This is a genomic window from Bacillus sp. MYb56 (assembly GCF_002976445.1).
GTDB lineage: Bacteria > Bacillota > Bacilli > Bacillales > Bacillaceae_G > Bacillus_A > Bacillus_A mycoides.
The window spans coordinates 32,673-59,115 of record NZ_PCOH01000009.1; the positions used below are offsets into that span (position 1 = coordinate 32,673).

Consider the following 26,443-nt stretch of genomic DNA (forward strand, 5'->3'; position numbering starts at 1 on the left):
CAAGATAAATTTGAAACTACGGCTTTTATCTCTTTATGAAACTAATAAAAAAAGATAAGCAGGGTTCTCCCTACTTATCTTCTTTATCCGTTCCCTTGCTGGGCAGCTTGTAATTGCGAAAGGAAATATTCTGTATTACTAATGAGCCAATGCGATTGCTGCAGAATTTTTACCCCGCGAAGCTCATTTTCTTCATTACGACTCTTTCTTCTTTTCGTATACGACTGAATTTGCCGAATAAAATGCGACGGGTACGTCATATACGCAAACATAAGAAGCTGCTCCTCTTTCGTAAATGGAAAATTTTTTTGATACATTTGATACCATTCAAAGCGGTCGCTCCGCGCAATTGGATATGTGTTCAAAGACCTTGAATAAAAGCTGACGATATCCTGTACCGGTGTAGCAAACTGAGACTTTTCTAAACTAATAAAATAACCGTTTCGTTCATAATCAAATAAAAAGTGATTAAGCGATACATTTCCATGAACGAAAGTAGTACGTGTTTTTTCCTTTTCTTTCATTGCATCATGCCATTCACTTAATTGTTTCGTTGCGAACTCACGTGCTCTCATAACGTGGTGATAATACGTACAATATTGTAATTCAAATGGAGACATATACCACTTCGCTTCAGATTCTATGAGAAACTCTTCTAATATCTCGCCATCATTTTCCCAACGGCCGGATATATTTGTATAATGTTTTTCTAAATCTTCTTCTGTATAAGTCTCCTCTTTCACCGTTTTTTGATGCAACGTCCCGAGCGTTTGAAACATCTTATGGTATTGATCATTATCTTCGCCATTTCCTTCCGCACGTTCTAACCAAGGCATTAAATAATAGCTATACGCCCCATCACTTAAAACATAATTCCCGTCCGTCGTGTGATATATAGGTACATAATTCGAAAAACCTTTCTCCTTCAAATATTGAATATGGTGTAAAAAATTATTCCGCTCTAATTTTCTATCTTGTATTTTCTTTAACGCATACGGACCTTGATTCGTATAAATTTTCATTACACTTCCGTGCTCTTCCATATGCTGAGTGTCCAATCTATATTGCCTCACAATGGGTTCATAGCGATTTCGTAATTCAATATCCATACGAATAACCCTTTCTTATTCAAAACATAGCTTCTAGGAAAAGAAAAGAGGTGAGTGAAAAAACTCACTCACTTATTTCACTGTTGCTTTTGAAACAGGAATATATATAATTTGCCCTGTAGTTAAATATATATCTTCTGATTGATTTACACGATATAAGCTTTGTACAGTCGTTTCATAACGTTCTGCAACCGATTCAATTGTATCTCCTTCTTGTACGAAGTACATTCTTACCTTCGTAAATTCTTCTTCTGGTTCTTTCGTAAATAATTTCGTTAAATAAAGTGCATTTTCATCTCGCTGTGAATATGCTTCTTCCTCTGGCTCTTCCTGCTTTTTCGCTTTTTCTTTCTTGAAATTTTTCCGCCCGAACAATTCAAATTGTGGCGTCTTTTCTTGCTCCTCTTCACGCTCCACAAGTTCATGTTCTTCTAATTCCTCTTCTTCTATTTCTTGCTCTTTTCTTTCTTCTAACTGAAACGGCTCAAATGCATAATCTTCCCATCCATCTGATTCTTTATAGGCTGGTACCTCTTCGTGTGGCGCAGGTCTACTTTCATCTTCTTCAGCTGAATCAGCTTCCAACTCGGCATACACCATCTCTTCCTCTTCATCCTCGGTTCTTTCTTCGTCACATAAACCTGTAATAGATATATCCGCTAATAGTTGTAAGCAACCATTTTCCTTTAATTCATAATCAAATTCCTCGATTGATACATATAATTCTTCAATTACTTTCACTCGATTTCTTGGAATTGATATTTCGAGCGGAAAGGAATGGACAAGCTCATTAACCCCGTCTGCCCTTGTTTCTACATAATCAATTGCCTTTGCTGGTGATAGCTCTCTTAATGAATAAGCTGAATCATCTTGCCTTGCAACGTACTCTCCCGTTAAATCTAATTGCCCCCTCACGATAACTTCATGATCGAGCTCCTCTATCTCAACGTCTGGATCTAACGAAATTGACAAAAGTTCTTCGACTTCCTGTCCCTTCTGGAACCAAACAGATTCTTTTAATGAAAATCGTAATGAATGATCTGTTGCCACTTCTTTTCCCCCTCCCAAACTATATGTCATTACAGATTTATGTTCCCTAAGGCTACTTTATGAATAAAAAAAATCGCTCCCCTAATGGAAAGCGATTTTCTCTAAGAAATTATGCTTTTAATTTTGACATTGCAATTTCGGCCGCCGCAATTGTCGCCTCAATATCTGCATCACTATGTGCTGTCGATAAGAATAAACCTTCAAATTGAGAAGGTGGTAAAAATACACCTTGTTCTACCATTTCACGATAGTAAGCTGCAAAGAATTCTAAGTTTGAAGATTTTGCTGCATCATAATTAATAACTTGCTCATCTGTAAAGAAAATACCAATCATAGAACCTGCACGATTAATGTGATGCGGGATATTATGCTTTTCAGCTGCCTTACGTAGTCCAGCCTCTAACATTTCTGCTTTACGCTCAAATTCCACATATGATTCTGGCGTTAACTGCACTAACGTTTCATAACCTGCTGTCATTGCAAGTGGATTACCCGATAATGTTCCAGCTTGGTAAATCGGTCCGCTTGGTGCAACTTGACGCATAATCTCTGCCTTCCCACCGTATGCTCCTACCGGCAAGCCACCACCGATTACTTTACCTAAACAAGTTAAGTCAGGAGTTACACCGTAGTAACCTTGTCCACAATTATAAGCAACACGGAATCCTGTCATTACTTCATCAAAAATAAGTAGTGCACCGTTTTGCTCTGTCACTTCACGAAGTCCTTCTAAAAACCCTGGTTGCGGGGGAACAACACCCATATTCCCTGCCACTGGTTCTACAATTATACAAGCGATGTCATCACCGAATTGTTCGAAAGCATATTTTACACTTTCTAAATCGTTATATGCTACGGTAATCGTATTTTTCGCTACACCTTCTGGTACACCAGGGCTATCTGGTAAACCTAGCGTTGCTACACCCGAACCTGCTTTAATCAATAAAGAATCACCATGACCGTGATAACAACCAATGAATTTTAAAATTTTGTTACGTCCAGTGTAACCACGAGCTAAACGTAGTGCACTCATTGTCGCCTCTGTTCCAGAGTTAACCATACGCACAATCTCAATTGATGGTACACGCTCGATAACAAGCTGCGCTAATTTATTTTCAATTTCTGTTGGTGCACCAAAGCTTGTTCCTTTTTCAGCAACAGCTTTTAAAGCCTCAACAACACGATCATTCGCATGACCATGAATTAAAGGTCCCCACGATAATACGTAATCGATGTATTCATTCCCATCGATATCATATACTTTAGAGCCTTTTCCGCGCTCCATAAACAGCGGATTCATACCAACAGACTTAAAAGCACGAACAGGGCTGTTTACGCCTCCAGGCATTAAATTTTGAGCTTCTTCAAACGCCGCAATCGACTTATCAAATTTTTTCATTATTTAGCGCCTCCTTCTTGTAACCATCTTGCTGCATCTTTTGCATGATACGTAATAATCAAGTCTGCTCCTGCGCGTTTCATGCTAATTAATTTCTCAAGTACAACTTCTTTTTCATTAATCCAACCATTTTGTGCTGCTGCTTTAATCATCGAATATTCACCACTTACGTTATAAGCAACGACTGGTAAGTTAAAGTTATTTTTCACATCACGAACGATATCTAGATAAGAAAGAGCTGGCTTTACAATTAAGAAGTCGGCCCCTTCCATTACATCTGATTCTGCTTCACGGAATGCTTCCATACGGTTCGCTGGGTCCATTTGATATGTTTTACGGTCACCAAACTGCGGTGCACCGTGTGCTGCATCACGGAACGGTCCGTAAAATGCTGATGAATATTTCACAGCGTACGACATAACTGGTACGTGCGCGAAACCATTTTCATCTAATGCATGGCGAATTGCTGTTACAAATCCGTCCATCATGTTAGATGGTGCAATAATGTCTGCCCCTGCTTTCGCTTGACTTACAGCTGTTTTTGCAAGAGCTGCAAGAGACTCATCATTTAAAATAACGCCATCTTCAATAACACCGCAATGACCATGGCTTGTGAATTGACATAAACATGTATCTGCAACTACTACTAGCTCTGGGAACTCATCTTTAATTTGCTTAATTGCACGCTGTACAATTCCATGCTCACAATATGCCGATGATCCAACTTCGTCCTTTTCAGCAGGTAAACCAAATACAATAACAGAACGAATACCTAAATCAACGACCTCTTGCATTTCAGCTTGCAATAAATCTAAAGACATTTGATATACGCCTGGCATAGAAGGAACTTCATTACGAGTATTTTCTCCTTCTAATACAAAAATAGGGTAAATAAAATCTTCTGTATGTAAAAATGTTTCACGTACAAGCGCACGCATGCCCCCGCTTTGTCTTAAACGACGATGACGATTAAATTGTAAAGAATTCATAGATTTCTATCCCCATTCTTTTATTTTATCCCGCTATTTGCGGGTAGTAAGACCCCCACCTCAAAATTCGGCTGGAGCAAAGAAGTTAGGTGGGAGATCAACTGCCCGTAAACGCCCGATTGGTTCAACTAATAATCAGTGGGGGATGAACAAAACCCCCACTGATTAAAGTTTCACTTTATAGATTCACAAATGCATTGTAGTAATGCTTCTACAGTGTACTCTTTTGGCACAATAACATGTGGAAAATAGAGGTTCGCCTCTTTTTCCGTAATAGGCCCTATACAAGCAATTGTACATTTTTTCGTCCATTCTCTCCAGTTTGTACCCTCAAGTAAACGAACAAAACTATCAACAGTTGAAGGGCTCGTAAATGTAATAATATTTACTTCCCCTAATTTCAATGCTGTTATAAGTTCTTGTTTTTTCTCTACATTCACCTTCGTACCATATACAATTAACTCATCTAGAAAAACACCAAACTCCCTAAGTTTAACCGGGATTACATCTCTTGCTAAATTCCCTTTCGGAAATAAAATACGCTCGTTTCCACTTAATTCTTTTAGAAACTCTTCGGCAAATGTTTCTGCAACAAATGCAGTGGGAACAAACTCTACTTGATAGCCTCGCTTTTCTAACTCTAACTTTGTTTTCACGCCTACTGCAGCAATTTTAATCGGTCCGGGGAGCTTCTTTCTCAAACTATCTAGAAAAAAAGCTACACCATTTTTACTCGTGAAAATAACCCAGTCATACGAATGTAGCTGCCCTGCTATATGTTGAATTTGCCTATGAGACGTACCTTCCATACGCAAAAGCGGAATTTCCAATGGAATTCCGCTCCTTTCTTTCACTGCTACACTCATTTGTTTCGCTTGGTGCTGGGCACGTGTAATCAATACTGTTTTGCCAGCGAGAGCGTTCATATTTATTGTTGCTCCTTATTTGCAGCAAGGATGAGCTCTTTTGCTCCTTGTTTAATTAAACGGTCCGCAGCCTCTAATCCAACTTGCTTCGGATCATTACCTACTACTATCTCTTTCAATAAAACAGAACCGTCCATAGAACCGACAAGCGCTGTTAATTCGATTGCATCATTTTCTTTAAGAGTTGCATATCCAGCGATTGGAACTTGGCATCCACCTTCAAGTTTATGAAGAAATACTCGTTCAGCAGCCACTGTTCTTTCTGTTACTGCATCATTAATATGCGCTAACAACTGAAGTAAATCCGTATCATCCTCACGACATTCAATCGCTAATGCACCTTGTCCTACGGCTGGTACACATAACGTTTCATCTAAATGTTCTGTAATAACTTCTCCGTCCCAGCCCATTCTCTGTAATCCAGCTGTCGCTAAAATAATTGCATCGTAATCTTCATCTTTTAACTTACGTAAGCGTGTATCGATATTCCCGCGAATCCATTTCACTTGTAAATCTGGTCTCGCAGCTAGTAGTTGTGCACTACGTCTCAAACTACTCGTTCCTAAGATCGCACCTTCTGCTAAGTCTTTAAACGATTCTCCGTTTTTAGAAATAAAAGCATCACGAGGGTCAACGCGCTTTGGCGTACAACCAATCGTTAATCCATCTGGAAGTACAGCTGGCATATCTTTCATACTATGTACAGCCATATCAATTTCTTTCGTAAGTAACGCATGTTCAATTTCCTTTACAAATAAACCTTTTCCGCCTACTTTTGAAAGAGTAACATCTAAAATAACATCACCTTTTGTGACGATTTCTTTCACTTCAAATTCATATGGTAAACCAAGCGCTTTTAATTGATCAATAAACCAATTAGTTTGTGTTAATGCTAGTTTACTCTTTCGTGAACCTACAATAATTTTGCGCATAATTCTCTCTCCTCATTATAAATACCAAAAGTGGAAATTAGATAAACTGCTTAATAGAAAAATGTTAACTAGCATTACGAGAAATGCCCCGATATTCCACTGCACAATTTTCTTACCTTGCAACACATCTGCTGCTCGTAAATATAAGCCCACGCAATATACAAATAGAACGACAAAAGACCCAATTACTTTCGTATCATACCAATGGAAATTATCCAATTTTGTATATCCCCATATGCATCCTAATATAATTGCTAATAAGAAAAACGGAACAGAAAATAAATTTAATCCGTAAGACATAGATTCAAGCTTCGGCAAATTTCCTAATCTTCTTAATCTCGCATTCCACTTTTTCTTTTTTAATAGTCGGTATTGCAATAAATACATAATAGAAAAAATAAACGATACAGTAAACGTTGCATAAGAAATAATCGCCATACCGACATGCACGTATACAAGTTCTGAAACTAATTGCTCTGCAAGTACTGGCGACATCTTCCCGAGCGGTGTAAAAATAGAAAAAGCGCTTACGCCAAATGCTACAACATTTGTAAAAAAGACTAAAAAGTCAATACGCATAAATCGATTAATGACTAATGACATCGTAATCAATAACCAAACATAAAAATAAATCCCTGATAATAAAGTTAAAATAGGATTCGTTTCTGAATCTGTAGCCCTAAGCAACATAAAGATAGACTGCAGAACCCATACAATCGAAAGTAACCAAAAAGCAAAGCGGTTCGCCTTTCGGTTACTTTGGAAATAATCTATAAAATATAAACTAATGCTACAAGCATATAAAATAATTGCAATATGATAAATAATACTGTTATTTAAAAAACTCATCCGATCATCCTTCCAAGTTATAAAGATGGAACGGATGGTGTCCACGCTCTTTTATGTTCTACTTCTTCCGTATTTCCCGCTTCTTCCACTTCTAAATCAAAAATCTTCGCAAATAAAGCTAATTTTTCGCCAGCTCCCTCTTCAACAGCTAATTCTTTAGCTACTAAAATTGGGTCTTTTAACAATTGGTTAATAATACTTTTCGTATGTTTACTAATTACTTTTTTCTCACGATCACTAAGGTTTGGTATTTTTCGCTCAAGACTTTCCATCGTATCACTTTGAATTGCTAGCGCTTTATCACGAAGAGCTGATATTAACGGTACAACACCAAGCGTACTTAACCACGTTTTAAATAAAACCATTTCTTCTTCAATCATAAATTGAATTTTCTCTGCTTCTTTTAAACGTTCAGCACGGTTTGCTTCAACTACACCTTGCAGATCGTCGATATCATATAAGAAAGAGCCTTCTAATTCATCAATCGCCGGATCAATATCACGTGGTACTGCAATATCAACCATAAATAACGGACGACCAGAGCGCATTCTCTCTACTTTTGTCATCATTTCTTTCGTAATGACATATTCTGATGCACCCGTTGAACTAATTAAAATATCCGCTTCTAATAATGCACATTGCAATTCACTTAAAGGCTTTGCATGTCCCATATATTTCTCAGCCATCACTTCCGCTTTCGTAAGCGTCCTATTCATAACCGTTACTTTACGAGCTCCACTTCCGTATAAGTTTTGCAGTGCAAGTTCACCCATCTTACCCGCACCAAGAATAAGTACATGACAATCTGTTAAATCGCCAAATATTTTCTTTCCGAGCTCAACAGCAGCATAACTAACAGACATCGCACTTTCACCAATCGTTGTTTCTGAGTGCGCACGTTTTGCTAACGTAACCACTTGCTTAAACAACTCATTAAAAATTGTACCTGTCGCTTTTACTTGTTGTGCTTCTAAAAAGCTATCTTTTATTTGACCTAAAATTTGCGTCTCTCCAACAACCATAGAATCCAAACCGCACGTTACGCGGAATAAATGATCTATTGCGCCATCTTGTTCAAAAATAGACAAGTATGGTGCGACTTCTTCTATTTCAAGCTGAAACCAATCAGCTAAAAACTTCTTAATGTAATACCGTCCCGTGTGTAATTGATCGACAACAGCGTAAATCTCAGTGCGATTACAAGTTGATACAATGACATTTTCTAGCACGCTCTTTTGGTTTTGTAATATAGTCATTGCTTGCTCTAGCTCTGCTGCCTGAAATGTGAGTTTCTCACGAAATTCTACAGGGGCTGTTCGATAATTTACACTAACAACAAGAATATGCACGCAGCATGTCCCCCTTCACCCGTTTTATCACTTTATCTACTATCATAATACAACTTTCCTCTTATGAATCTGACAATCGTGTGAACAACTGATTATTTTTTATTTATTCTCCATATGTAATAAAGGAGCTTCAGTAAGATTAATAAAGAACTTTCTACTTTATAATAATTATAAAATAACAACTCTATTTGTACGTTACCAAAAAAAGTCCTCATAATCAAGTGATGGAAACTATTCCATATTAATTATAACATCATCTTTTCTATCTTCTTTCATCATGAAGGAAAATATGTATGATTGTTCCAAAATATAGTACTCACTTTCTCGATGCAATGCATTTGACATTGTATTTCTTTTTCGTTATATTGGTTTTACAAAATTAAATTGTGCACAATTTAAAAATTACAAGGAGTTGCCTATGAAAGAAAATCCTTTGCATCTAGATAACCAACTTTGTTTTTCTATTTACGCTTGTTCTAGAGAGGTTACCCGTTTTTACCGCCCCTATTTAGAAGAAATGGGCATTACGTATCCCCAGTACATTACTTTACTCGTACTCTGGGAACAAGACGGACTAACAGTAAAAGAAATTGGAGAACGTCTACTTTTAGATTCTGGTACTTTAACACCTATGTTAAAACGTATGGAATCATTAAAACTTGTACAACGTGTTCGTTCAAAAGAAGACGAGCGAAAAGTTTGTATTGAATTAACAGAACAAGGTAAAGATTTAAAAGAAATAGCTTGTTCATTACCAACAACGATGGCTACAAATTTAGGCATTAGAGAGCAAGAATATCATTCTTTATTAATCCAATTAAACACATTAATTGAAACAATGAAAAAAATTAATGACAGAAAAGGGGAATAAACATGGATAAATTATATACTGCTTCAGTAACAGCAACAGGTGGAAGAAACGGTAAGGTAGTTTCAGATGATGGCATATTAAATCTTGATGTAAAAATGCCAAAAGCACTAGGTGGCGCAGGCGGAGAAGCAACAAATCCAGAACAATTATTTGCAGCTGGTTATGCAGCTTGCTTTGATAGTGCATTGCAACTTGTAATTCGTACAAAACGTATGAAGGTGGAAAGTACAGAAGTGACTGCACACGTTTCTATCGGTAAAGATACAGATGGTGGTTTCGGACTATCTGCTGTACTTGACGTACATGTTGCTGGTGTTTCTCATGCCGAAGCACAAGAACTTGTAGAAGCCGCTCACGGTGTATGTCCTTACTCTAAAGCAACAAGAGGAAATATTGAAGTTACATTAAACGTACGCTAAAAGTTTAGTAAATAAAAAAACGCGCGACATTCGTCACGCGTTTTTTGTTTTTGTCATTTTATGAATTGCTTTCCATGCTTCTTCTTTTCCAAGTCCTGTTTCAGAAGAGAATAGAACGATTTCATCGCCAATTTCAACAGCAAGCGTTTCTTTTACAACTTTTAAATGCTTTTGCCATTTCCCTTTCGGAATTTTATCGGCTTTCGTTGCAATAATAATTGTTGGGATTTCATAATGCTTTAAGAAATCATACATCATAATGTCATCTTTTGTTGGTTGGTGACGTAAATCAACTACTAATACAGCTGCGTCTAATTGCGTACGTGTTGTAAAGTAAGTTTCAATCATTCTGCCCCATGCCGCGCGCTCTGTTTTAGATACTTTCGCATATCCATAACCTGGAACGTCAACAAAATGCATCATTTCATTGATTAAGAAAAAGTTCAGCGTTTGCGTTTTTCCTGGTTTAGAAGAAATACGTACTAACTTTTTACGATTTAAAATTTTATTAATAAAGGAAGACTTCCCGACATTAGAACGACCTGCTAAGGCAATTTCTGGTAAATCACTGTCTGGATATTGTTCCGGTTTAACGGCACTAATTACAATATCTGCTTTTGTTACTTTCATTGTTTCACTCCTACTAATGCGTGCTCCAATACTTCGTCTAAATGAGATGCAAGCACAAACGTAAGGTTTTCTTTTACGCTCTCTGGAATATCATCTAAATCTTTCTCATTTTCCGCCGGTAAAATAATTTTTGTTAATCCCGCGCGGTGAGCACTTAATGTTTTTTCTTTCAAACCACCAATCGGTAATACACGACCACGAAGTGTAATTTCACCTGTCATACCAACTTCTTTACTTACAGGAATACCTGTTAGTGCAGAAATAAGTGCCGTTGCCATCGTAATACCTGCTGACGGTCCATCTTTTGGAACTGCTCCTTCTGGAACATGAATATGAATATCGTTTTTCTCATGGAAATCCGGATCAATATGAAGTTCTTCTGCACGAGAACGAATATAGCTAAACGCGGCTTGTGCGGATTCTTTCATAACATCCCCAAGTTTCCCTGTTAAAATTAATTTCCCTTTTCCTGGCGCTACAGACACTTCAATTGCAAGTGTATCGCCGCCCGCTGCTGTGTAAGCTAAACCTGTTGCCATACCAACTTGGTCTGTTTTTTCAGCTTGACCATAACGGAATATATGCTTACCAAGTAAATCAACAATATTTTTCTCTGTTACAACAATGCGCTTGCGTTCTGCTGTAACGATAATTTTTGCTGCTTTACGGCAAACTTTTGCAATTTGACGCTCTAACGTACGAACACCAGCCTCGCGTGTATAATAACGAATAATTTCAAGAAGCGCTTCATCACGTACTTGCAAATTACCTTTTCGCAAACCGTGCTCTTTTAATTGTTTCGGCAATAAATGCTCACGAGCAATGTGCACCTTTTCAAGTTCTGTATAACCAGCAATTGAAATGATTTCCATACGGTCAAGCAATGGACCCGGAACACTTGCAAGTGTATTAGCAGTTGCAACGAACATAACTTTCGATAAATCATATGGCTCTTCAATGTAATGATCACTGAAGTTATGGTTTTGTTCTGGATCTAACACTTCAAGTAACGCTGCTGATGGGTCTCCCCTGAAATCGTTAGACATTTTATCAATCTCATCTAATAAGAAGACTGGATTAACTGTTTTCGCCTTTTTCATACCTTGAATAATACGTCCTGGCATCGCTCCTACATACGTACGACGGTGACCACGAATTTCAGATTCATCACGCACACCACCAAGAGAAACACGTACAAAATTACGGTTTAACGATGTTGCAATAGAACGTGCTAACGAAGTTTTCCCAACCCCAGGAGGTCCTACTAGACAAAGAATTGGCCCTTTTAATGAATTCGTTAACTTCTGTACAGCTAAATATTCAAGTACTCGCTCTTTCACTTTTTCAAGACCGTAATGATCTTTATTTAAAATTTCTTCCGAATGAGTGAGGTCAATCATATCCTCTGTTGCTGTTGTCCAAGGGAGAGCTAATAACCAATCAATATAATTATGAATGACACCACTCTCAGCAGAACTTACAGGTAATTTTTCATAACGATCTAATTCTTTCAGTGCAGCCTTCATTGTTTCTTCAGGCATTCCCGACTGTTCAATTTTCTCACGAAGTTCTTCAACTTCCCCGCCCTTGCCTTCTTTATCACCAAGTTCAGTTTGAATCGCCTTCATTTGCTCACGTAAGAAATATTCTTTTTGCGTGCGCTCCATTGAACGTTTCACTTTTTGTCCAATTTTCTTTTCTAGGCTAAGTAACTCTTGTTCATCTTGAATAATTGAAATAAGTGTATGTAGTCGCTCTTTCACAGATACAATCTCTAAAATCTCTTGTTTCTGCTTCGTTTTAATCGGTAAGTGAGAAGCAATTAAATCAGCTAGTCTTCCCGGTTCTTCTACATCAGCTACCGTTGCAAATGTTTCATTTGAAACTTTTTTCGAAACTTTAATATATTGTTCGAAATGCTCCAGTAACGTACGCATAAGAGCCTTCTCTTCCAAATCATCTTCTACTTCTTCAGTTACTGTTCTAATAGAAACTTGTACCACATTTTCTTCTTCGATAAACTCTACTACTTCTGCTCTATGTAAACCTTCTACAAGGACACGAAGCGTACCGTTCGGCAATTTTAACATTTGCTTCACTTTCGCCACTGTACCTACACTATATATGTCATCTTCTTTCGGATCGTCGATATTCATTTCTTTTTGCATTGCTAAAAAGATGATATTTTCATCCATTGCCGCCTGCTCTAGTGCTTGTATCGATTTATCACGTCCTACATCAAGATGCAGAACCATCGTTGGATATACGAGAATGCCTCTTAATGGTAGGAGGGGCACAATTCTTTCATTCGTATTCATACTAGACATAGCACCTCCATAATAAATTAAACTCCTGTTCAACTATTTTATATTACAATACATCTAGATGCAATTGCAGAGATTCTTCGCAATTGTTAATCCCCTGTTTTTTTGTGCCTCACGAAAAGAAAAAAGACTCCGCTTAAGCATACAAACTTAAACGAAGTCTGGCAAATTTTTATTATTGTATATTCTCACATTGATTGTGCATCTGTTTCGCCCAAATCATTATGTGCATCAAGCTCACGATGCACATTTTCCTGCATAAATGTTAATTCAAATACTTCTTTTAATTTGCGAACAGGAATGATCTCAATTCCCTTTATTGTATACAAAAATGGTTGCATGTTTTCAGCCGGAATGATGACTTTCTTAGCTCCCGCTTTTTTCGCAGCTTTTATTTTTGCGTACACACCACCAATAGGCTTCACTTCTCCGTGGATACTTATCTCACCTGTCATCGCTACTTCATTATTCACATACGTACGATGCACTGCTGAATAGACACCTGTTGCCATAGCAATACCTGCTGAAGGACCATCAATCGGGATACCACCAGGAAAATTAATATGTATATCATACCCTTCTGGCAACACATCTAGAGAACGAAGTACTGTTAACACATTATCAACAGAAGCTTTCGCCATACTTTTACGGCGGATTGATTTCGTTTGATTTCCAATACTTTCCTCTTCTACAATTCCAGTGACATTTACTGATCCTTTATCTTTCGCAGGAATAGCTGTTACCTCAATTTCTAATAACGCACCTGTATTCGGCCCATATACAGCAAGCCCGTTCACAAGACCGATTCTCGGAATTGGATAAATACGTTTTTCGTACTTTGGTGTAAGCTGACTAGAATGAACTACCCACTCAATATCTTCATCTTTAATGAAAGGTCGTTCTTCATTTATCGCCATACCAGCAGAAATTTGCACGAGATTAATTGCTTCTCGCCCATTTCTTGCATACATTCCAATCATTTCGATACCGTTCTCACCTACTTGCATCTCCACTTTGTCAGCTGCATTTTTCGCTACTTTTTGAATTTCTTCTGTATCTAACTCACGGAAGAACACTTCTAAACAACGCGACCTAATTGCAGGAGGAATTTCCTCTGGTGAACGTGTCGTTGCACCAACTAAGCGAAAATCTGCAGGTAAACCTTTTTGAAAAATATCATGTATATACGTTGGAATCATCGAATTTTCTTCACTATAATACGCACTTTCCAAAAACACTTTCCGATCTTCTAACACTTTTAGCATTTTATTCATTTGAATTGGATGTAATTCACCAATCTCATCAATGAACAAAATACCACCATGCGCATCTGTTACAGCCCCTTTTTTCGGTTGCGGGATACCCGCTTGTCCCATTGCACCTGCTCCTTGATAAATAGGATCATGCACTGAACCAATTAATGGATCCGCAATACCACGCTCATCAAACCTAGCTGTCGTCGCATCAAGTTCGATAAATGTTGCATTTGTACGAAATGGAGATTTCGGATTTCGTTTCGCTTCTTCTAATACAAGGCGTGCTGCCGCTGTCTTTCCGACACCTGGCGGACCGTATATGATCACATGTTGCGGATTAGGACCACAAAGAGCCGCTTTTAACGACTTAATCCCGTCTTCTTGCCCTACAATGTCTATAAAGGATGTAGGACGTACCTTTTCCGCAAGCGGCTCTGTTAAAGAAACCTCACGCATTTTACGAAGCTGCTCTAATTCTTTTTTCGATTCTCGATCAATTGAAACTTTTTGTGTTCGCTGATTTCGAAGTAAATGCCAAAAATACAATCCGACAATTACGCCAAAAACAAGTTGAACAAGTAAAAATATATTTGTCCAGCTCATAATTCATTTCCTCCCGCTATGTTTTACCTTTTAGTATTTCCTGGGAGGAATAGTGCTAAACATAAAGAAAAACAGCAATTATAAAAATTGCTGTTTCTTCTTCGCATTATGCAGATGTTTTTGTATCAAGTACAGTACCGTCTTGTAACACCAATTTCGGCGGTTCATTATCAGCTACTGTTTCTTTCGTAAGAATACACTTCTCGATATCTTTGCGAGATGGAAGTTCGAACATTACATCAAGCATCAAGCCTTCAATAATAGAACGAAGTCCACGAGCACCTGTTTTACGTTCAATTGCTTTTTTCGCAATCTCAACTAGTGCACCTTCTTCAAACTCTAACTCAACATCGTCAAGCTCCAATAATTTTTGGAATTGCTTAACAAGTGCATTTTTCGGTTTAGTTAAAATATCTACAAGAGCATCTTCATCAAGCGGCTCTAGGTTCGCAATAACTGGAAGACGACCGATAAACTCCGGAATTAAACCGAATCTTAAAAGATCCTCTGGTAAAACGTGAGATAAAACATGCTTCTCATTTACATCAGCATTTTTCTTCTCAGCACCAAATCCAATTACTTTCTCACCAAGGCGACGTTTAATAATAGGCTCGATGCCATCAAACGCTCCACCACAAATGAATAGGATGTTCGTTGTATCAATTTGAATAAACTCTTGATGCGGGTGCTTACGACCACCTTGAGGTGGAACGCTCGCTACAGTACCTTCTAAAATTTTCAGAAGTGCCTGCTGTACACCTTCACCAGATACATCACGTGTAATTGATGGATTTTCGGACTTACGTGCCACTTTATCAATCTCATCAATATAAATAATTCCTTTTTCCGCTTTTTCTACATCGTAATCAGCCGCTTGAATTAGTTTTAGTAAGATGTTTTCTACATCTTCCCCAACGTATCCAGCTTCTGTTAAAGATGTTGCGTCCGCGATTGCAAATGGAACATTTAAAATACGCGCTAATGTTTGTGCCAATAATGTTTTACCACTACCAGTTGGCCCAATAAGTGAAATATTACTCTTCGCTAATTCTACATCATCAATTTTGCTGTTAGAATTAATGCGTTTGTAATGGTTATATACCGCTACCGCTAGTGCTTTTTTCGCGTTATCTTGTCCGATGACATACTCATCTAAGATTTCACGAATTTCTACCGGTTTCGGTACATCTTTGAATTCTACTTCTTCGTCCTTCGCAAGCTCCTCTTGTACAATTTCAGTACAAAGCTCGATACACTCGTCACAAATGTAAACACCTGGACCTGCAACTAACTTTCGAACTTGCGTTTGTGTTTTACCACAGAAAGAACATTTTAATTGACCTTTTTCATCATTAAATTTAAACATATTTTCACACCCCTTACAAAGTGCTAACCTCTTGCCTTCGTATGTACACGATAAATGTATCGTATGTAAATACATATTATGTCACTACGTAGCGAGAAATACAAATAATATGACTAGTTATGTACAAATAAAAAAATTTTAAAACTTTTGAAATATGTATATTCGACTTACAAAGGCTCTTTTCCTTCTTCATCGAAAAGTTTTATAAATATATTTCTATATTTATAAAACAAGGCACGATTAAAATCGCGCCTTGTTATTTTATTATGCAGCGTTGTCTACTAAGAAGTCTACAGCTTTACGCACTTTAAGATCTTCAGATAAAGCGTCTACGCTTCCAAGAGCTTGCTTGATAGCGTCTACTGGCATACCGTACATTTCAGCCATTTTTTCAACTTCTGCAGTTACTTCTTCTTCAGTAACTTCGATGTTTTCAGCTTCAATGATAGCTTCAAGAACAAGATTGATTCTTACACGTTTTTGTGCATCCTCTTTCATTTGCTCTTTTAATTTGTCAGCGTCAGTACCTGTGAATTGGTAGTAAAGCTCAAGGTTCATACCTTGTTGGCTTAAACGTTGCTCGAATTCACGAACCATACGATCTAACTCAGTGTCGATCATAGCTTCTGGAATGTCGATTTCAGCGTTAGCAGCAGCTAATTCTACTACTTCGTCACGTACTTTGTGCTCAGCTTCGTGCTTTTTGCCTTCTTCTAAGTTTGTACGAAGTTTTGTTTTTAATTCATCAAGAGTTGCAACTTCTTCGTCAGCATCTTTAGCGAACTCGTCGTTTAACTCAGGAAGTTCTTTTGTTTTGATTTCGTGAATTGTTACTTTGAATGTTGCTGGTTTACCAGCTAATTCAGCAGCATGGTACTCTTCTGGGAATGATACTTCAACTTCTTTAGAATCACCAGATTTAAGACCAATTACTTGCTCTTCGAAACCTGGGATGAAAGTACCAGAACCGATTGCAAGAGAATAGTTTTCGCCTTTTCCGCCTTCAAATGCTTCGCCATCAACGAAACCTTCGAAGTCGATTACAGCTGTATCACCATCTGCAGCAGTTCCGTCTTCTTTAACAACTAGTTCAGCTTGACGCTCTTGTAAAGCTTTTACTTCGTTCTCTACATCCTCGTCAGTTACAGTTGTTTCAACTTTTTCTACTGCTAAACCTTTGTAATCACCTAATTTAACTTCAGGTTTTACAGTAACTTTTGCAGTGAAAATTAAGTTTTGGCCTTTTTCGAATTTCTCGATGTCAATCTCAGGATGAGCAACTGGGAAGATACCAGCTTCATCGATTGCTTCACCGTATGCTTTTGGTAAGATGATATCTAAAGCATCTTGGTATAAAGATTCAATACCAAAGCGTTGTTCGAATAATGGACGAGGCATTTTTCCTTTACGGAAACCTGGTACATTAATTGTTTTTACTACTTTTTTGAATGCAGCGTCGATAGAGTTATTTACTTCTTTAGCATCAACTTCGATTGTTAAAACGCCAACGTTACCTTCTAATTTTTCCCATTTTGTAGACATTTATTCTTTCCCTCCAACTATAATAATGTATGCACATACCTCTATAGATCAAAATTTTTATTATCTCTTTCTTGAAATAACAAATGTACAAATAACCCTCTAGCAAAAAGCTTTCAGATACAATGTTCCAATCTACTAATTGTCTAAAAGACAACTACGGTATATTTTGTTCGAGACTAATATGAAACATATTAAGTAAGAGAATTATACTCCTCTTCTCTTACAAACAGGCAGATTTCTGCCTTTTGCAACCCTTACATTATAACATAGAATGTGCTCGTTTCAATAACTGAACGATTCTTTTTCATAATTATACGGGCAAATACCCTTCTCTTTCAATGCGCAGTAACCATTGATAGGCAATATGAAATTCCTCAAACTCAATATTGTATGCTGTCATAAGTTCTTCTTCATCAATAGCCAATCCGAAACGCTTTCTTCCAATTCTCTCTAAGACAGCAGCCCAAATTTCTACTTTATCCATTAATAGAGGGAACGGAAAAATGCTAATTTGTAATTCTTTCCAGTATGTAACCATCGTACTAAATATATCTGGATAATTTTGCTCTAATCGGTTTGAGAATTTATGTATAATTTTATCGGATTGCTCCTCATTATGACCTGTAAATGCTGGAATCACCTTTATCGTATTTCCAAACTTCTCTACTTCTATCTCTTCTTCTATTTGATTTTCTACCATTTTATACAAAATAGAAGTTTTTAAATACGGGTGCTGATCTTCGTCTATTAAAAATTTCTTTAAAGTAGGAAGTGCGAGATCCAGGTCTTTTAACGAAAGTTTCTGGATCACTCTTAGCTTTTGACCAAAGTTTTCTCCAAAAAGCCCATCGGTAAATTCTTCTAATTCAAAATTCGAATCCACTAGCGGTGTATCTTCTTCATTCAGCATCCCTTGCGCAAACAAAGCAAGCTGCGCCAATTTTTCCTTTTGCTCAGGAATTATATCTTTCGTTTGCAAAACTTCCTCAACAGTTTCAATGACACCTTCATAATCATTTGTTTGAACTAAAATAGTTACATACGTTTCAAGAATATCACCAAATAATACAGCTCCTGTTTCAAGCAACTGCTCACATTTTTCTTTCGCTTCTTCCATACGTTTTAATTCTAGCAAACAAATAACGGAAGCTAATTCTGTTTGTTCCGTTTCTGCATTATACTGACGTAATATTTCAAAGCAGCGCAATGCATCTTCGAATTCCCGCTCTTTCAACGCTAAAAAACCTTTATCAATATAGCGTTCTGATAGTTGCGGAAACAATACGACCGTATTTTCTTTTTTATCCATACGTCCGCCTCTTTTTCTAGATTTTAATGATCTTCAAAGTAAATATATCAAATGCGTAATGAGAACACAACATTCCAAAATTATTTATTTGAAATATAGGAATATTCTATTTTCATAACAAAAAAGCAACAAACTTCTAAATGAAATTCATTTTTCACAAACAAAAACCCTCAGCAACAGACGGCAGAGGGTTCATCATTAATGGAAAGCTTTTATAATTGTGGGGTATATAACAAGGGTAATAATTTGGAGAACAATAATTGCCATAACAATCATGCTAAAATAGAAGATTGGTTTACTTCGCTTCATTAAAAACATAATAATAAGCATCGTACAAGCAAACAAACTTAAAAAGAACAAACTCGTTGTCGAACTAAGTATACCACTCGGGACAAAGAACAATAAAACTACACTACAAGTACCTATAATTCCAAATAACCATTCCATTCATTCACTCATTCCCTTTCCCTCTCATGGCAGTTTTTTCTACGCTACTAAATGTTTTACAACATCAATTACATATGTTAACTTTTCATACGCCACAAACCCAAAAGCTACTGTTAAACCCGTTACGATTAATCCTTTCATCATCTCTTCCTCCTCATTTATCGTTGTTATCTTCATTATATAAGATTAGTAATTTGTTACCATCGAACTTCCTTACACTTACCTTACAGAGTTGTAAGATTTCAAAAATAAGTTTAAAATCATGTTAATATATTTTTGTACAATTAAGAATTTAATTTACAAGGGGGATTATATATGTTCAAAAAAATGGCTGCTGATGTTTTAGGATTAAGCGATGTAGGTTCTGTCATTACACCAAAAGATTATGATAAGGTTGATGCTGATGATTACGTGATGCATGAAGATGGGGAGAAAATTTACTTTCTTATTAAATCAAAATCAGATGAATATTGCTTTACAAACAAAGGATTAATTCACCTAGATGGTACAAGTGCCACAAGCAAAAAACGTACATTACGCCGCTTTAGCTATAGTAAATATCAAATTAAAAACGTAGCACTTGAAACTGCAGGAACGATTGATTTAGATGTAGAAATTAAATTTCAAATGGGAGATGAGCATTACTCAATTGATGTTCATAAAAAACATATTGAAGAATTAAAAGATTTATATAAGGCTCTTCTTAAAATCGAAGAAATTTCATACGACAACGACATTACATTGCAGTATGCACATAAAAGTTTAGATATGGCATCTAACGCTTTCAGCTGTATTTCAAATGCACAAGTAAATTTAGCAGAACAGTTTAAAGAGATGAACGAGATCGCCTTTAACTGGCTCGTTGATACGAAGAAACAATATAACGTGAAAGATTACGGTTTTGTCTTTGAAAAATTTATTAATAACTAATTTAAAACAAACAAAAAACCTTGTTATCAAAAGATAACAAGGTTTTTTTAGCGTCCCAGGAGAGATTCGAACTCCCGACCGTACGCTTAGAAGGCGTATGCTCTATCCGGCTGAGCTACTGGGACATGGAGCGGGTGAAGAGAATCGAACTCTCGACCAGAGCTTGGAAGGCTCTTGTTTTACCACTAAACTACACCCGCATATGTTATTTTATTTTTCTTCGTTAGCGCCGTTGCCCTATCGACAATATTTATTATATTCATAACTACTTATAAAGTCAACACTTTTTTAAAAGAGGATAATTTTCCTTATCCTCTTTTAAAAATTGCTTGTTCCACCAGCTGTCCATCTAATGTTTCAAAACGAACTTCTATATGATTTTCATCCATTTCTAATAAAGCGAATGTTTTTTCCACACGAGAGCGTGGGAGCAACATACTTCCTGGATTAATAAATAAAATCCCATCAATTAATTCTGCCCCTAATATATGAGAATGTCCAAAGCATGCTACTTGCGCTCCTACTTCTCCTGCATAATACGCTAACGTTTGTAACGTCATTTTCACATTATGACGATGACCGTGTACAACTAAGAAACGAATTCCATCTACATCAGTTACAATTTCATCTTGAAAGTTAGCATAATCACAATTCCCTTTTACAACTTGGAAACCTTGTAGCTCTTCTTGAGCAGGCGTTAGCTCTGAATCACCACAATGAATCATGACATCTACTTTCCCTTCGTAATTCTCTTTTAACTGCTGTAATTCCTTCACAGAGCTATGACTATCGCTTACGATTAAAGCTTTCATCAATCTCTCTCCCTTATTCTTCTAAAAACCATTCTGGGATTTTTTTTTCTAATTTACGAAGAGCGCGTCCGCGGTGACTAATCGCATTTTTCTCATCCGAATTTAGCTCAGCCATCGCTTTTTTATATTCTTCTACATAAAAAATCGGATCGTATCCGAAACCATTTTCCCCGCGGCGCTGTTCTAGAATTTTCCCTTCGCACGTTCCGTTTACAATAACCGGCTCTTTATCCACTTCAGGGAAAGCAACTGCTAGCGCACAGTAAAAACGAGCTGTACGTTTTTCTAAATCGACGTCAGTTAACCCTTGTAACACCTTATCTATATTCGCCTGATCATCTTTCGGCTCTCCAGCAAAACGAGCTGAATACACACCTGGTTTCCCGTTTAAGGCATCTACAATAAGACCAGAGTCATCTGCAATTACGATGGAATTCAACTGTCTACTAAGACTGTCCGCCTTTAAAATCGCATTTTCTTCAAATGTTTCACCAGTTTCTTCAACTTCTTCAATATGAGGAAAATCGTGTAAAGATTTCACTTCTAAGTCAAATCTCTCAAATAACTCAGCAAACTCACGTACTTTCCCAAGATTTTTCGTCGCTACAACAACTTGCTTCATATTTTCCACCTCTACTCTATATGAGATACGATGTCACCTAACGCTTCTTTTTGCTTTTCAACAAGTTGGAAAATCCCTTGTTCAGCAGCATCAAGTAATTCATTTAATTCAGCTCTGCTAAACGTCGCTTCTTCTCCAGTTCCTTGCACTTCAACAAACTGACCTTTTCCAGTCATAATAACGTTCATATCAACGTCTGCTTTAGAATCTTCAGCATAATTTAAATCTAAAACAACACCTTGTTCTTCAACAACACCTACTGACGTTGCCGCTAAATAATCTTTCACCGGAATTTTAGATACTTTTTCTGCTTGCAATAATTTTTCAAAAGCTAATACCATCGCTACATAAGCACCTGTAATAGAAGCTGTTCTCGTTCCGCCATCCGCTTGAATTACATCACAGTCAATCCAAACTGTTCTTTCGCCAAGCGCTTCTAAATCAACAACCGCACGTAATGCTCGTCCAATTAAACGCTGGATTTCCATTGTGCGCCCTGTTACTTTCCCTTTACTTGACTCTCTGATTGTACGTTGCTCTGTCGCACGTGGAATCATTGAGTATTCTGCTGTTACCCAGCCTTTTCCTTCTCCGCGCATAAACGGCGGTACACGCTCTTCAATTGTCGCTGAACAAATTACCTTTGTATCCCCAACTTCAATTAGTACTGATCCCTCTGGATGTTTTAAATAATTTGTATGAATATGTATATGGCGTAGCTCTGCTTTTCCTCTACCATCTACTCGCATAAAAATAACCCCCTCATAAATACTCTCATTAGTATAGCCAAATTTAAATGTACGCTATGTATAACAATAAAAGAAGGGGAACTCAAAAAGCAATTCCCCTTTCTTACATAAGTATATCAAATTATTCACGATTAAAAACTACCTGTATTCACGTTTTGTGGACGATCAACAGGTTTTATTAACTTTTCACCTTTCTCATCCATAAGATTTGCTTTCCCATTCACTTCAATAGAAACATTTTTCACACCTTGTTTTTCCGTTAAAGATAAGACTAACGATTTCAACACATAATTTGAAATCATATTTTTGTCTGGGTTCACAAATATATTTTCATTAAAGTTTAATGTAATATTTCCGTTCTCCACTTTTGGATTCGTAATAAGCTTAGCTCCTGGATTAAAATCATTTAGTAGCGATCCTTGAATCGGACCTTTTACAAGCTCATCCACAATTGCCGAGTAATCATTTTCTTTTCCTTCTGCAACGCGCCTTGTTACCGGTACGTAATATTGCTGCTTATTATTATTTTGTGCCATAAAGTAAAGTGTAACCGGTTTTGTATGCGTCACATCTGCTACTTGTTCATCATCAAAGTTAATTCCATTCGCACGACTTACACCTTCACCAAGCGGTGTACCCGCAACAGGCATCTTCGCTAACTTTTCACCATTTATTTGGAACTGCACTTGTTTTATTTCTGTAAATTGAGTCAAAGTCCACGCTACTGATTCAACAATTTGACGTTCTTCTTCTTTTGAATAATTTTTCATTTCTTTAGAGAAATCAATTACTGCTGTCCCGCCTTTTTTCAAATTCAAGGTCATCGTCGTATTCGCTGGAAGGACTGCTCGAAATCCATTTGGTAATAAATTTGTGACTGGTCCATCTTTCACAAGATACTCTAACGTTTGCTGTACAACTTCATTCGCTTTCGGAGTAGGCATTGCAATAGTTTGCGGTACGACATATCCATTTTTATCAACGAGGTATAACTCTCTATTTACTGTTTGCCCTTGTTTATCTTTTTTAGCAGTTTCTTTCTTTTCACCTTCTGTATACGTAACTTTTTTTGGCGGATCAATTTGTACTGTCGCTTTCTCTTGATTTAACAAGCCACACCCTGATAATAAAATCGCACTCACAGTAGCACCAACAACCCATTTAAAAGTGGATTTAGGCATGCCATTCCCCCCTAAAATCTAAGTTTGTACTATTATGTATACGAGCTGTTTCATATTTTAGAACAAGCTATGGCTACTTATACAGAAAAAACCCCTGATTTCTCAGGAGTTCTCTTATATGAATCTACTATTATTCTGTTTCTAAATTGATATGCTTCACATTTTCAATCGGCTGACCGAACCACTTTGATGCAATTTCTTTGAACAGACCTATTTTACCAGTCGTTAAGAAGAGGTGGTCACTTTGTTCTTCTCCCTCATTTAACATCTTACTATGGTATAAAATCGTGCTTACCTCACGCGCTGTTTCATCACCCGAACTAATTAATTGTACTTGATCCCCCATTACCTTTTTAATAACAGGACCTAAAATCGGATAATGCGTACATCCTAGAATAAGCGTATCAATGTCAGTACTTTTCAACGGTTGCAATGTTTCTCTTACAACTTCATACGCCATTTCACTTTCGAAATTCCCACTCTCTACAAGCTCAACGAAAGGTGGGCAAGCTAAACTTTCTACCATAACACGGTTATTAATAGACTTTAACGCCTCTTCATAGGCGCCACTTTTTACTGTTCCAATCGTTCCAATAATCCCAACATGATACGTATTTGTCACTTTTAAAGCTGTACGTGATCCTGGATGAATAACTCCAACTACTGGAATTGGTAATTGTTTCTGCATTTCTTCTAATACAACCGCAGTTGCTGTATTACACGCAATAACTAACATTTTGATATTTAAATCTAATAAATGCTCCGTCATTTCCCACGTAAATTGACGCACTTCTTCACGAGAACGCGGACCATAAGGGCAACGTGCTGTATCCCCTAAATATATAATACGCTCTTTCGGCAACTGACGAATTAATTCCTTCGCTACTGTTAAACCGCCCACTCCTGAATCAATAACACCGATCGCTCTATTCAACTTAATCACCCGTTTTCTCATTCATCATCTTTTATGTTTATCAGTATATTTTACACACTTTAAGTTCGCTAACTTAAAGTGCCCCTGTATAAAAATTTTCATTTGTACCTATATAGATCAGGGCCTTTTTTATTTTGCTCCTTTTTTTCATAATTTGCAAGACAGAAAAATAACCGACCTTCTATATGAAAGTCGGTTTCTTCTATATAAAATACGCATTTACCCCACTCTTTGCCGGACAGTAAGACCCCCACCTCAAAATTCAGCGAAAGCAAAGAAGTTATATAGGGGATCGTGCTACCCGTAAAAGCCCGATTGGTGGGGGCTAATAATTAGTGGGGGATGCCCCCCACTAATTAAAGTTTCACTTTATTGCTCCATCTTTTTTCGGAAAGAAGACATTCCTATTAATAAGAAGAAATGAGCAGAAATTAAAATGATGATTAAAATAAAATTCAAACGATAACTATTTGTAGATTCCATAACTTTGCTCGCTACAGCTGGTCCAAATGCCATACCGAAAAAGTTAATTAAATTATATAAACCAAGACCGACTCCAACTTTAGCTGGATGTAATGTTTTCGGTATAAATGTGTTTAATGATACTTGAATAGCTGAATAACTCATAAATGTTAAAATAACTGCCACTAAAATAATGATTAAGTTCCCGTTCGGAATAAGCCCTAAAATTAAAAAGCCAACGATCATAATGACAGACGCTACATAAATCATATTCACATTTCCAAACGAAGGGACAATCTTCCCCGTAATAAAACTAGATACAATACCAAAGAGTGATGCAACAAACAATGCAATTCCGATAACGAATGGCGACAATCCGTGCACTCTTCCTAACAGTGATGGCAATAATAATAGACTAGCACATAACGCCACATTAATTATAAACCCGACCGCTATTAAACGAAGAAATGGTTTGTTCGAAAATAACTCAATATCAATAAATGGATGCTCCGCGTTCTTCATACGAACCGTGAATAAAAATAAGAAAGCTATCGATAACACAAATAGCCAACTATTAATATTGACACCTAATAAAACAGTCGTAATGAATGCAAATAATAACACCGCTCCAATGTAATCAAAATGAAACGCTTCATCCGTATGCTGCGCTTCCTCTGGCATAAATTTTATAAGCAAGAAAATCCCAACTACTGAAATAGCCATAAATAAAAATAAATATGGCCACCCTAATGTATTTGTAATAGCCCCGCCAACTAAAGGACCAATGCCTATTGCTAATGCAATAGAAGAACTAATCATCGCTAATGCACCAGGCTTCTTAGCAGGAGCAACTAATTTTGCCACTGCAATCATACTAAGCGCAATAAACGCCGCGCCCCCACTCGCCTGCACTAATCTTGCAAGAATGGTAATCGCATAAGATTGATTCATAAATCCAATAATAGAACCCGCTACAAATATGATAATTGAAATAATCAATAGTTTTTTTACGCTATAACGATCAGCCAACTTCCCATATATCATCGAACCAATACCGACAACTAAGGAATAACCTACTACAACCCAACTTACTTTCGATTGACTAATAGATAAATCATTAGCAATATCCTCTAACGCTACATTAAATAAAACCGCATTCATCGGTCCTAATAAAACGATAAAACATAATGTGAAAACAAACCATTTTGAATGGTTACTTATATCTTTCCCCATGCGTAACACCTCTTCTGATTGTAGTAACTGTAAATGAAAAATAAAGTTATTTAGCTCCTCTATCACTACTAAACAACTTCATCAAATGTATAAATTTATCGCGCGACAAATTGAATTCGAAACGTAACATTATGTTGTTCGATATTCATG

24 protein-coding genes and 2 tRNA genes are annotated in these 26,443 nt (G+C 37.0%); 3 read left to right on the top strand and 23 right to left on the bottom strand.

From position 1 onward, the window contains the following. Positions 1-83: 83 nt before the first annotated feature. The 8 genes from ysxE to hemA form a co-directional block, all read right to left on the bottom strand. Positions 84-1,109, bottom strand: coding sequence for a spore coat protein YsxE (gene ysxE / locus CQ058_RS13130; RefSeq protein WP_002190786.1), 1,026 nt, complete (start codon positions 1,107-1,109; stop codon positions 84-86). A 72-nt stretch (positions 1,110-1,181) separates the two neighbouring features. Beyond that, positions 1,182-2,189 carry a stage VI sporulation protein D gene (gene spoVID / locus CQ058_RS13135; protein ID WP_181150764.1) on the bottom strand — a complete coding sequence of 336 codons (1,008 nt, stop codon included), beginning with the start codon at positions 2,187-2,189 and terminating at the stop codon, positions 1,182-1,184. A gap of 79 nt (positions 2,190-2,268) precedes the next feature. Continuing rightward, positions 2,269-3,558: a glutamate-1-semialdehyde 2,1-aminomutase gene (gene hemL / locus CQ058_RS13140; protein ID WP_002034163.1), complete on the bottom strand. Its 1,290-nt coding sequence runs from the start codon at positions 3,556-3,558 to the stop codon at positions 2,269-2,271. After that, positions 3,558-4,547, bottom strand: coding sequence for a porphobilinogen synthase (gene hemB, locus CQ058_RS13145; protein WP_002015358.1), 990 nt, complete (start codon positions 4,545-4,547; stop codon positions 3,558-3,560). Before hemB ends, hemL begins: the two co-directional genes overlap by 1 nt. Before the next feature lie 173 nt (positions 4,548-4,720). Continuing rightward, entirely contained in the window at positions 4,721-5,473 is a 753-nt protein-coding gene (hemD, locus tag CQ058_RS13155; protein ID WP_002015357.1) for a uroporphyrinogen-III synthase, read from the bottom strand. A gap of 2 nt (positions 5,474-5,475) precedes the next feature. Then, the gene (hemC, locus tag CQ058_RS13160; RefSeq protein WP_002034194.1) at positions 5,476-6,405 is read right to left on the bottom strand and encodes a hydroxymethylbilane synthase; all 930 of its coding nucleotides are present in this window, start codon (positions 6,403-6,405) and stop codon (positions 5,476-5,478) included. 15 nt (positions 6,406-6,420) lie between these two features. Then, a complete protein-coding gene (locus CQ058_RS13165; RefSeq protein ID WP_002015354.1) occupies positions 6,421-7,254 on the bottom strand; it encodes a cytochrome c biogenesis protein in 834 nt (277 codons plus the stop codon). A gap of 17 nt (positions 7,255-7,271) precedes the next feature. After that, positions 7,272-8,603 carry a glutamyl-tRNA reductase gene (hemA, locus tag CQ058_RS13170; protein ID WP_002015353.1) on the bottom strand — a complete coding sequence of 444 codons (1,332 nt, stop codon included), beginning with the start codon at positions 8,601-8,603 and terminating at the stop codon, positions 7,272-7,274. Between the two features lie 418 nt (positions 8,604-9,021). Here hemA and CQ058_RS13175 point away from each other — a divergent pair, with 418 nt between their 5' ends. Both CQ058_RS13175 and CQ058_RS13180 read left to right on the top strand, forming a co-directional pair. Then, a complete protein-coding gene (locus tag CQ058_RS13175; RefSeq protein WP_105589747.1) occupies positions 9,022-9,474 on the top strand; it encodes a MarR family winged helix-turn-helix transcriptional regulator in 453 nt (150 codons plus the stop codon). Between the two features lie 2 nt (positions 9,475-9,476). Continuing rightward, positions 9,477-9,893 (top strand): organic hydroperoxide resistance protein, encoded by a 417-nt coding sequence (locus CQ058_RS13180; RefSeq protein WP_002015349.1) that lies wholly within the window; start codon positions 9,477-9,479, stop codon positions 9,891-9,893. A 33-nt stretch (positions 9,894-9,926) separates the two neighbouring features. Here the strand turns inward: CQ058_RS13180 and yihA are convergent, their stop codons facing one another. From yihA to CQ058_RS13215, 7 genes are all read right to left on the bottom strand, one after another. Then, a complete protein-coding gene (yihA, locus tag CQ058_RS13185; protein WP_002088829.1) occupies positions 9,927-10,523 on the bottom strand; it encodes a ribosome biogenesis GTP-binding protein YihA/YsxC in 597 nt (198 codons plus the stop codon). Beyond that, positions 10,520-12,850, bottom strand: coding sequence for an endopeptidase La (gene lon, locus CQ058_RS13190; RefSeq protein WP_002192456.1), 2,331 nt, complete (start codon positions 12,848-12,850; stop codon positions 10,520-10,522). The genes yihA and lon overlap by 4 nt, the downstream gene beginning before the upstream one ends. Before the next feature lie 185 nt (positions 12,851-13,035). Beyond that, complete coding sequence (lonB, locus tag CQ058_RS13195; RefSeq protein ID WP_142396346.1) at positions 13,036-14,706, bottom strand: ATP-dependent protease LonB; 1,671 nt, start codon at positions 14,704-14,706, stop codon at positions 13,036-13,038. A gap of 106 nt (positions 14,707-14,812) precedes the next feature. Continuing rightward, positions 14,813-16,072, bottom strand: a complete 1,260-nt coding sequence (gene clpX / locus CQ058_RS13200; protein ID WP_000472285.1) for an ATP-dependent protease ATP-binding subunit ClpX — start codon at positions 16,070-16,072, stop codon at positions 14,813-14,815. Positions 16,073-16,336: 264 nt separating this feature from the next. Further along, positions 16,337-17,614 (bottom strand): trigger factor, encoded by a 1,278-nt coding sequence (gene tig / locus CQ058_RS13205; RefSeq protein WP_002015345.1) that lies wholly within the window; start codon positions 17,612-17,614, stop codon positions 16,337-16,339. Positions 17,615-17,924: 310 nt separating this feature from the next. Then, positions 17,925-18,923: a hypothetical protein gene (locus CQ058_RS13210; RefSeq protein WP_002034206.1), complete on the bottom strand. Its 999-nt coding sequence runs from the start codon at positions 18,921-18,923 to the stop codon at positions 17,925-17,927. A gap of 198 nt (positions 18,924-19,121) precedes the next feature. Continuing rightward, complete coding sequence (locus CQ058_RS13215) at positions 19,122-19,370, bottom strand: hypothetical protein (protein ID WP_001983650.1); 249 nt, start codon at positions 19,368-19,370, stop codon at positions 19,122-19,124. A gap of 315 nt (positions 19,371-19,685) precedes the next feature. Here CQ058_RS13215 and CQ058_RS13220 point away from each other — a divergent pair, with 315 nt between their 5' ends. After that, a complete protein-coding gene (locus CQ058_RS13220) occupies positions 19,686-20,300 on the top strand; it encodes a PH domain-containing protein (protein WP_105589749.1) in 615 nt (204 codons plus the stop codon). 51 nt (positions 20,301-20,351) lie between these two features. On the opposite strand, the gene CQ058_RS13225 is transcribed toward CQ058_RS13220, so the two are convergent. The 8 genes from CQ058_RS13225 to CQ058_RS13265 form a co-directional block, all read right to left on the bottom strand. Beyond that, positions 20,352-20,425: transfer RNA gene (locus CQ058_RS13225), tRNA-Arg, on the bottom strand. Position 20,426: 1 nt separating this feature from the next. Beyond that, positions 20,427-20,500: transfer RNA gene (locus tag CQ058_RS13230), tRNA-Gly, on the bottom strand. Between the two features lie 108 nt (positions 20,501-20,608). Continuing rightward, complete coding sequence (locus CQ058_RS13240) at positions 20,609-21,112, bottom strand: metallophosphoesterase (RefSeq protein WP_105589750.1); 504 nt, start codon at positions 21,110-21,112, stop codon at positions 20,609-20,611. Positions 21,113-21,125: 13 nt separating this feature from the next. Further along, entirely contained in the window at positions 21,126-21,734 is a 609-nt protein-coding gene (locus tag CQ058_RS13245) for an XTP/dITP diphosphatase (protein ID WP_002165027.1), read from the bottom strand. Between the two features lie 11 nt (positions 21,735-21,745). Continuing rightward, the gene (rph, locus tag CQ058_RS13250) at positions 21,746-22,483 is read right to left on the bottom strand and encodes a ribonuclease PH (protein ID WP_002015340.1); all 738 of its coding nucleotides are present in this window, start codon (positions 22,481-22,483) and stop codon (positions 21,746-21,748) included. 131 nt (positions 22,484-22,614) lie between these two features. Beyond that, positions 22,615-23,664: a GerMN domain-containing protein gene (locus tag CQ058_RS13255; protein ID WP_105589751.1), complete on the bottom strand. Its 1,050-nt coding sequence runs from the start codon at positions 23,662-23,664 to the stop codon at positions 22,615-22,617. A 130-nt stretch (positions 23,665-23,794) separates the two neighbouring features. Beyond that, a complete protein-coding gene (gene racE / locus CQ058_RS13260) occupies positions 23,795-24,607 on the bottom strand; it encodes a glutamate racemase (protein WP_002015338.1) in 813 nt (270 codons plus the stop codon). A 360-nt stretch (positions 24,608-24,967) separates the two neighbouring features. Then, the gene (locus CQ058_RS13265) at positions 24,968-26,293 is read right to left on the bottom strand and encodes an MFS transporter (protein ID WP_105589752.1); all 1,326 of its coding nucleotides are present in this window, start codon (positions 26,291-26,293) and stop codon (positions 24,968-24,970) included. Between the last annotated feature and the right edge of the window lie 150 nt (positions 26,294-26,443).

Excerpts from the sequence above, each read along its gene's own strand:
- yihA (WP_002088829.1), bottom strand. The coding sequence starts at position 10,523 with ATGAAAGTAACAAAAGCAGATATTGTAATTAGTGCCGTTAAACCGGAA.
- CQ058_RS13215 (WP_001983650.1), bottom strand. The coding sequence starts at position 19,370 with ATGGAATGGTTATTTGGAATTATAGGTACTTGTAGTGTAGTTTTATTG.
- ysxE (WP_002190786.1), bottom strand. The coding sequence starts at position 1,109 with ATGGATATTGAATTACGAAATCGCTATGAACCCATTGTGAGGCAATAT.
- CQ058_RS13245 (WP_002165027.1), bottom strand. The coding sequence starts at position 21,734 with ATGAAGCAAGTTGTTGTAGCGACGAAAAATCTTGGGAAAGTACGTGAG.
- hemB (WP_002015358.1), bottom strand. The coding sequence starts at position 4,547 with ATGAATTCTTTACAATTTAATCGTCATCGTCGTTTAAGACAAAGCGGG.
- hemC (WP_002034194.1), bottom strand. The coding sequence starts at position 6,405 with ATGCGCAAAATTATTGTAGGTTCACGAAAGAGTAAACTAGCATTAACA.
- CQ058_RS13255 (WP_105589751.1), bottom strand. The coding sequence starts at position 23,664 with ATGCCTAAATCCACTTTTAAATGGGTTGTTGGTGCTACTGTGAGTGCG.
- CQ058_RS13165 (WP_002015354.1), bottom strand. The coding sequence starts at position 7,254 with ATGAGTTTTTTAAATAACAGTATTATTTATCATATTGCAATTATTTTA.
- lonB (WP_142396346.1), bottom strand. The coding sequence starts at position 14,706 with ATGAGCTGGACAAATATATTTTTACTTGTTCAACTTGTTTTTGGCGTA.
- rph (WP_002015340.1), bottom strand. The coding sequence starts at position 22,483 with ATGCGAGTAGATGGTAGAGGAAAAGCAGAGCTACGCCATATACATATT.
- spoVID (WP_181150764.1), bottom strand. The coding sequence starts at position 2,189 with ATGACATATAGTTTGGGAGGGGGAAAAGAAGTGGCAACAGATCATTCA.
- CQ058_RS13240 (WP_105589750.1), bottom strand. The coding sequence starts at position 21,112 with ATGAAAGCTTTAATCGTAAGCGATAGTCATAGCTCTGTGAAGGAATTA.
- CQ058_RS13265 (WP_105589752.1), bottom strand. The coding sequence starts at position 26,293 with ATGGGGAAAGATATAAGTAACCATTCAAAATGGTTTGTTTTCACATTA.
- lon (WP_002192456.1), bottom strand. The coding sequence starts at position 12,850 with ATGTCTAGTATGAATACGAATGAAAGAATTGTGCCCCTCCTACCATTA.
- CQ058_RS13180 (WP_002015349.1), top strand. The coding sequence starts at position 9,477 with ATGGATAAATTATATACTGCTTCAGTAACAGCAACAGGTGGAAGAAAC.
- CQ058_RS13220 (WP_105589749.1), top strand. The coding sequence starts at position 19,686 with ATGTTCAAAAAAATGGCTGCTGATGTTTTAGGATTAAGCGATGTAGGT.
- hemD (WP_002015357.1), bottom strand. The coding sequence starts at position 5,473 with ATGAACGCTCTCGCTGGCAAAACAGTATTGATTACACGTGCCCAGCAC.
- CQ058_RS13175 (WP_105589747.1), top strand. The coding sequence starts at position 9,022 with ATGAAAGAAAATCCTTTGCATCTAGATAACCAACTTTGTTTTTCTATT.
- CQ058_RS13210 (WP_002034206.1), bottom strand. The coding sequence starts at position 18,923 with ATGGATAAAAAAGAAAATACGGTCGTATTGTTTCCGCAACTATCAGAA.
- clpX (WP_000472285.1), bottom strand. The coding sequence starts at position 16,072 with ATGTTTAAATTTAATGATGAAAAAGGTCAATTAAAATGTTCTTTCTGT.
- hemL (WP_002034163.1), bottom strand. The coding sequence starts at position 3,558 with ATGAAAAAATTTGATAAGTCGATTGCGGCGTTTGAAGAAGCTCAAAAT.
- tig (WP_002015345.1), bottom strand. The coding sequence starts at position 17,614 with ATGTCTACAAAATGGGAAAAATTAGAAGGTAACGTTGGCGTTTTAACA.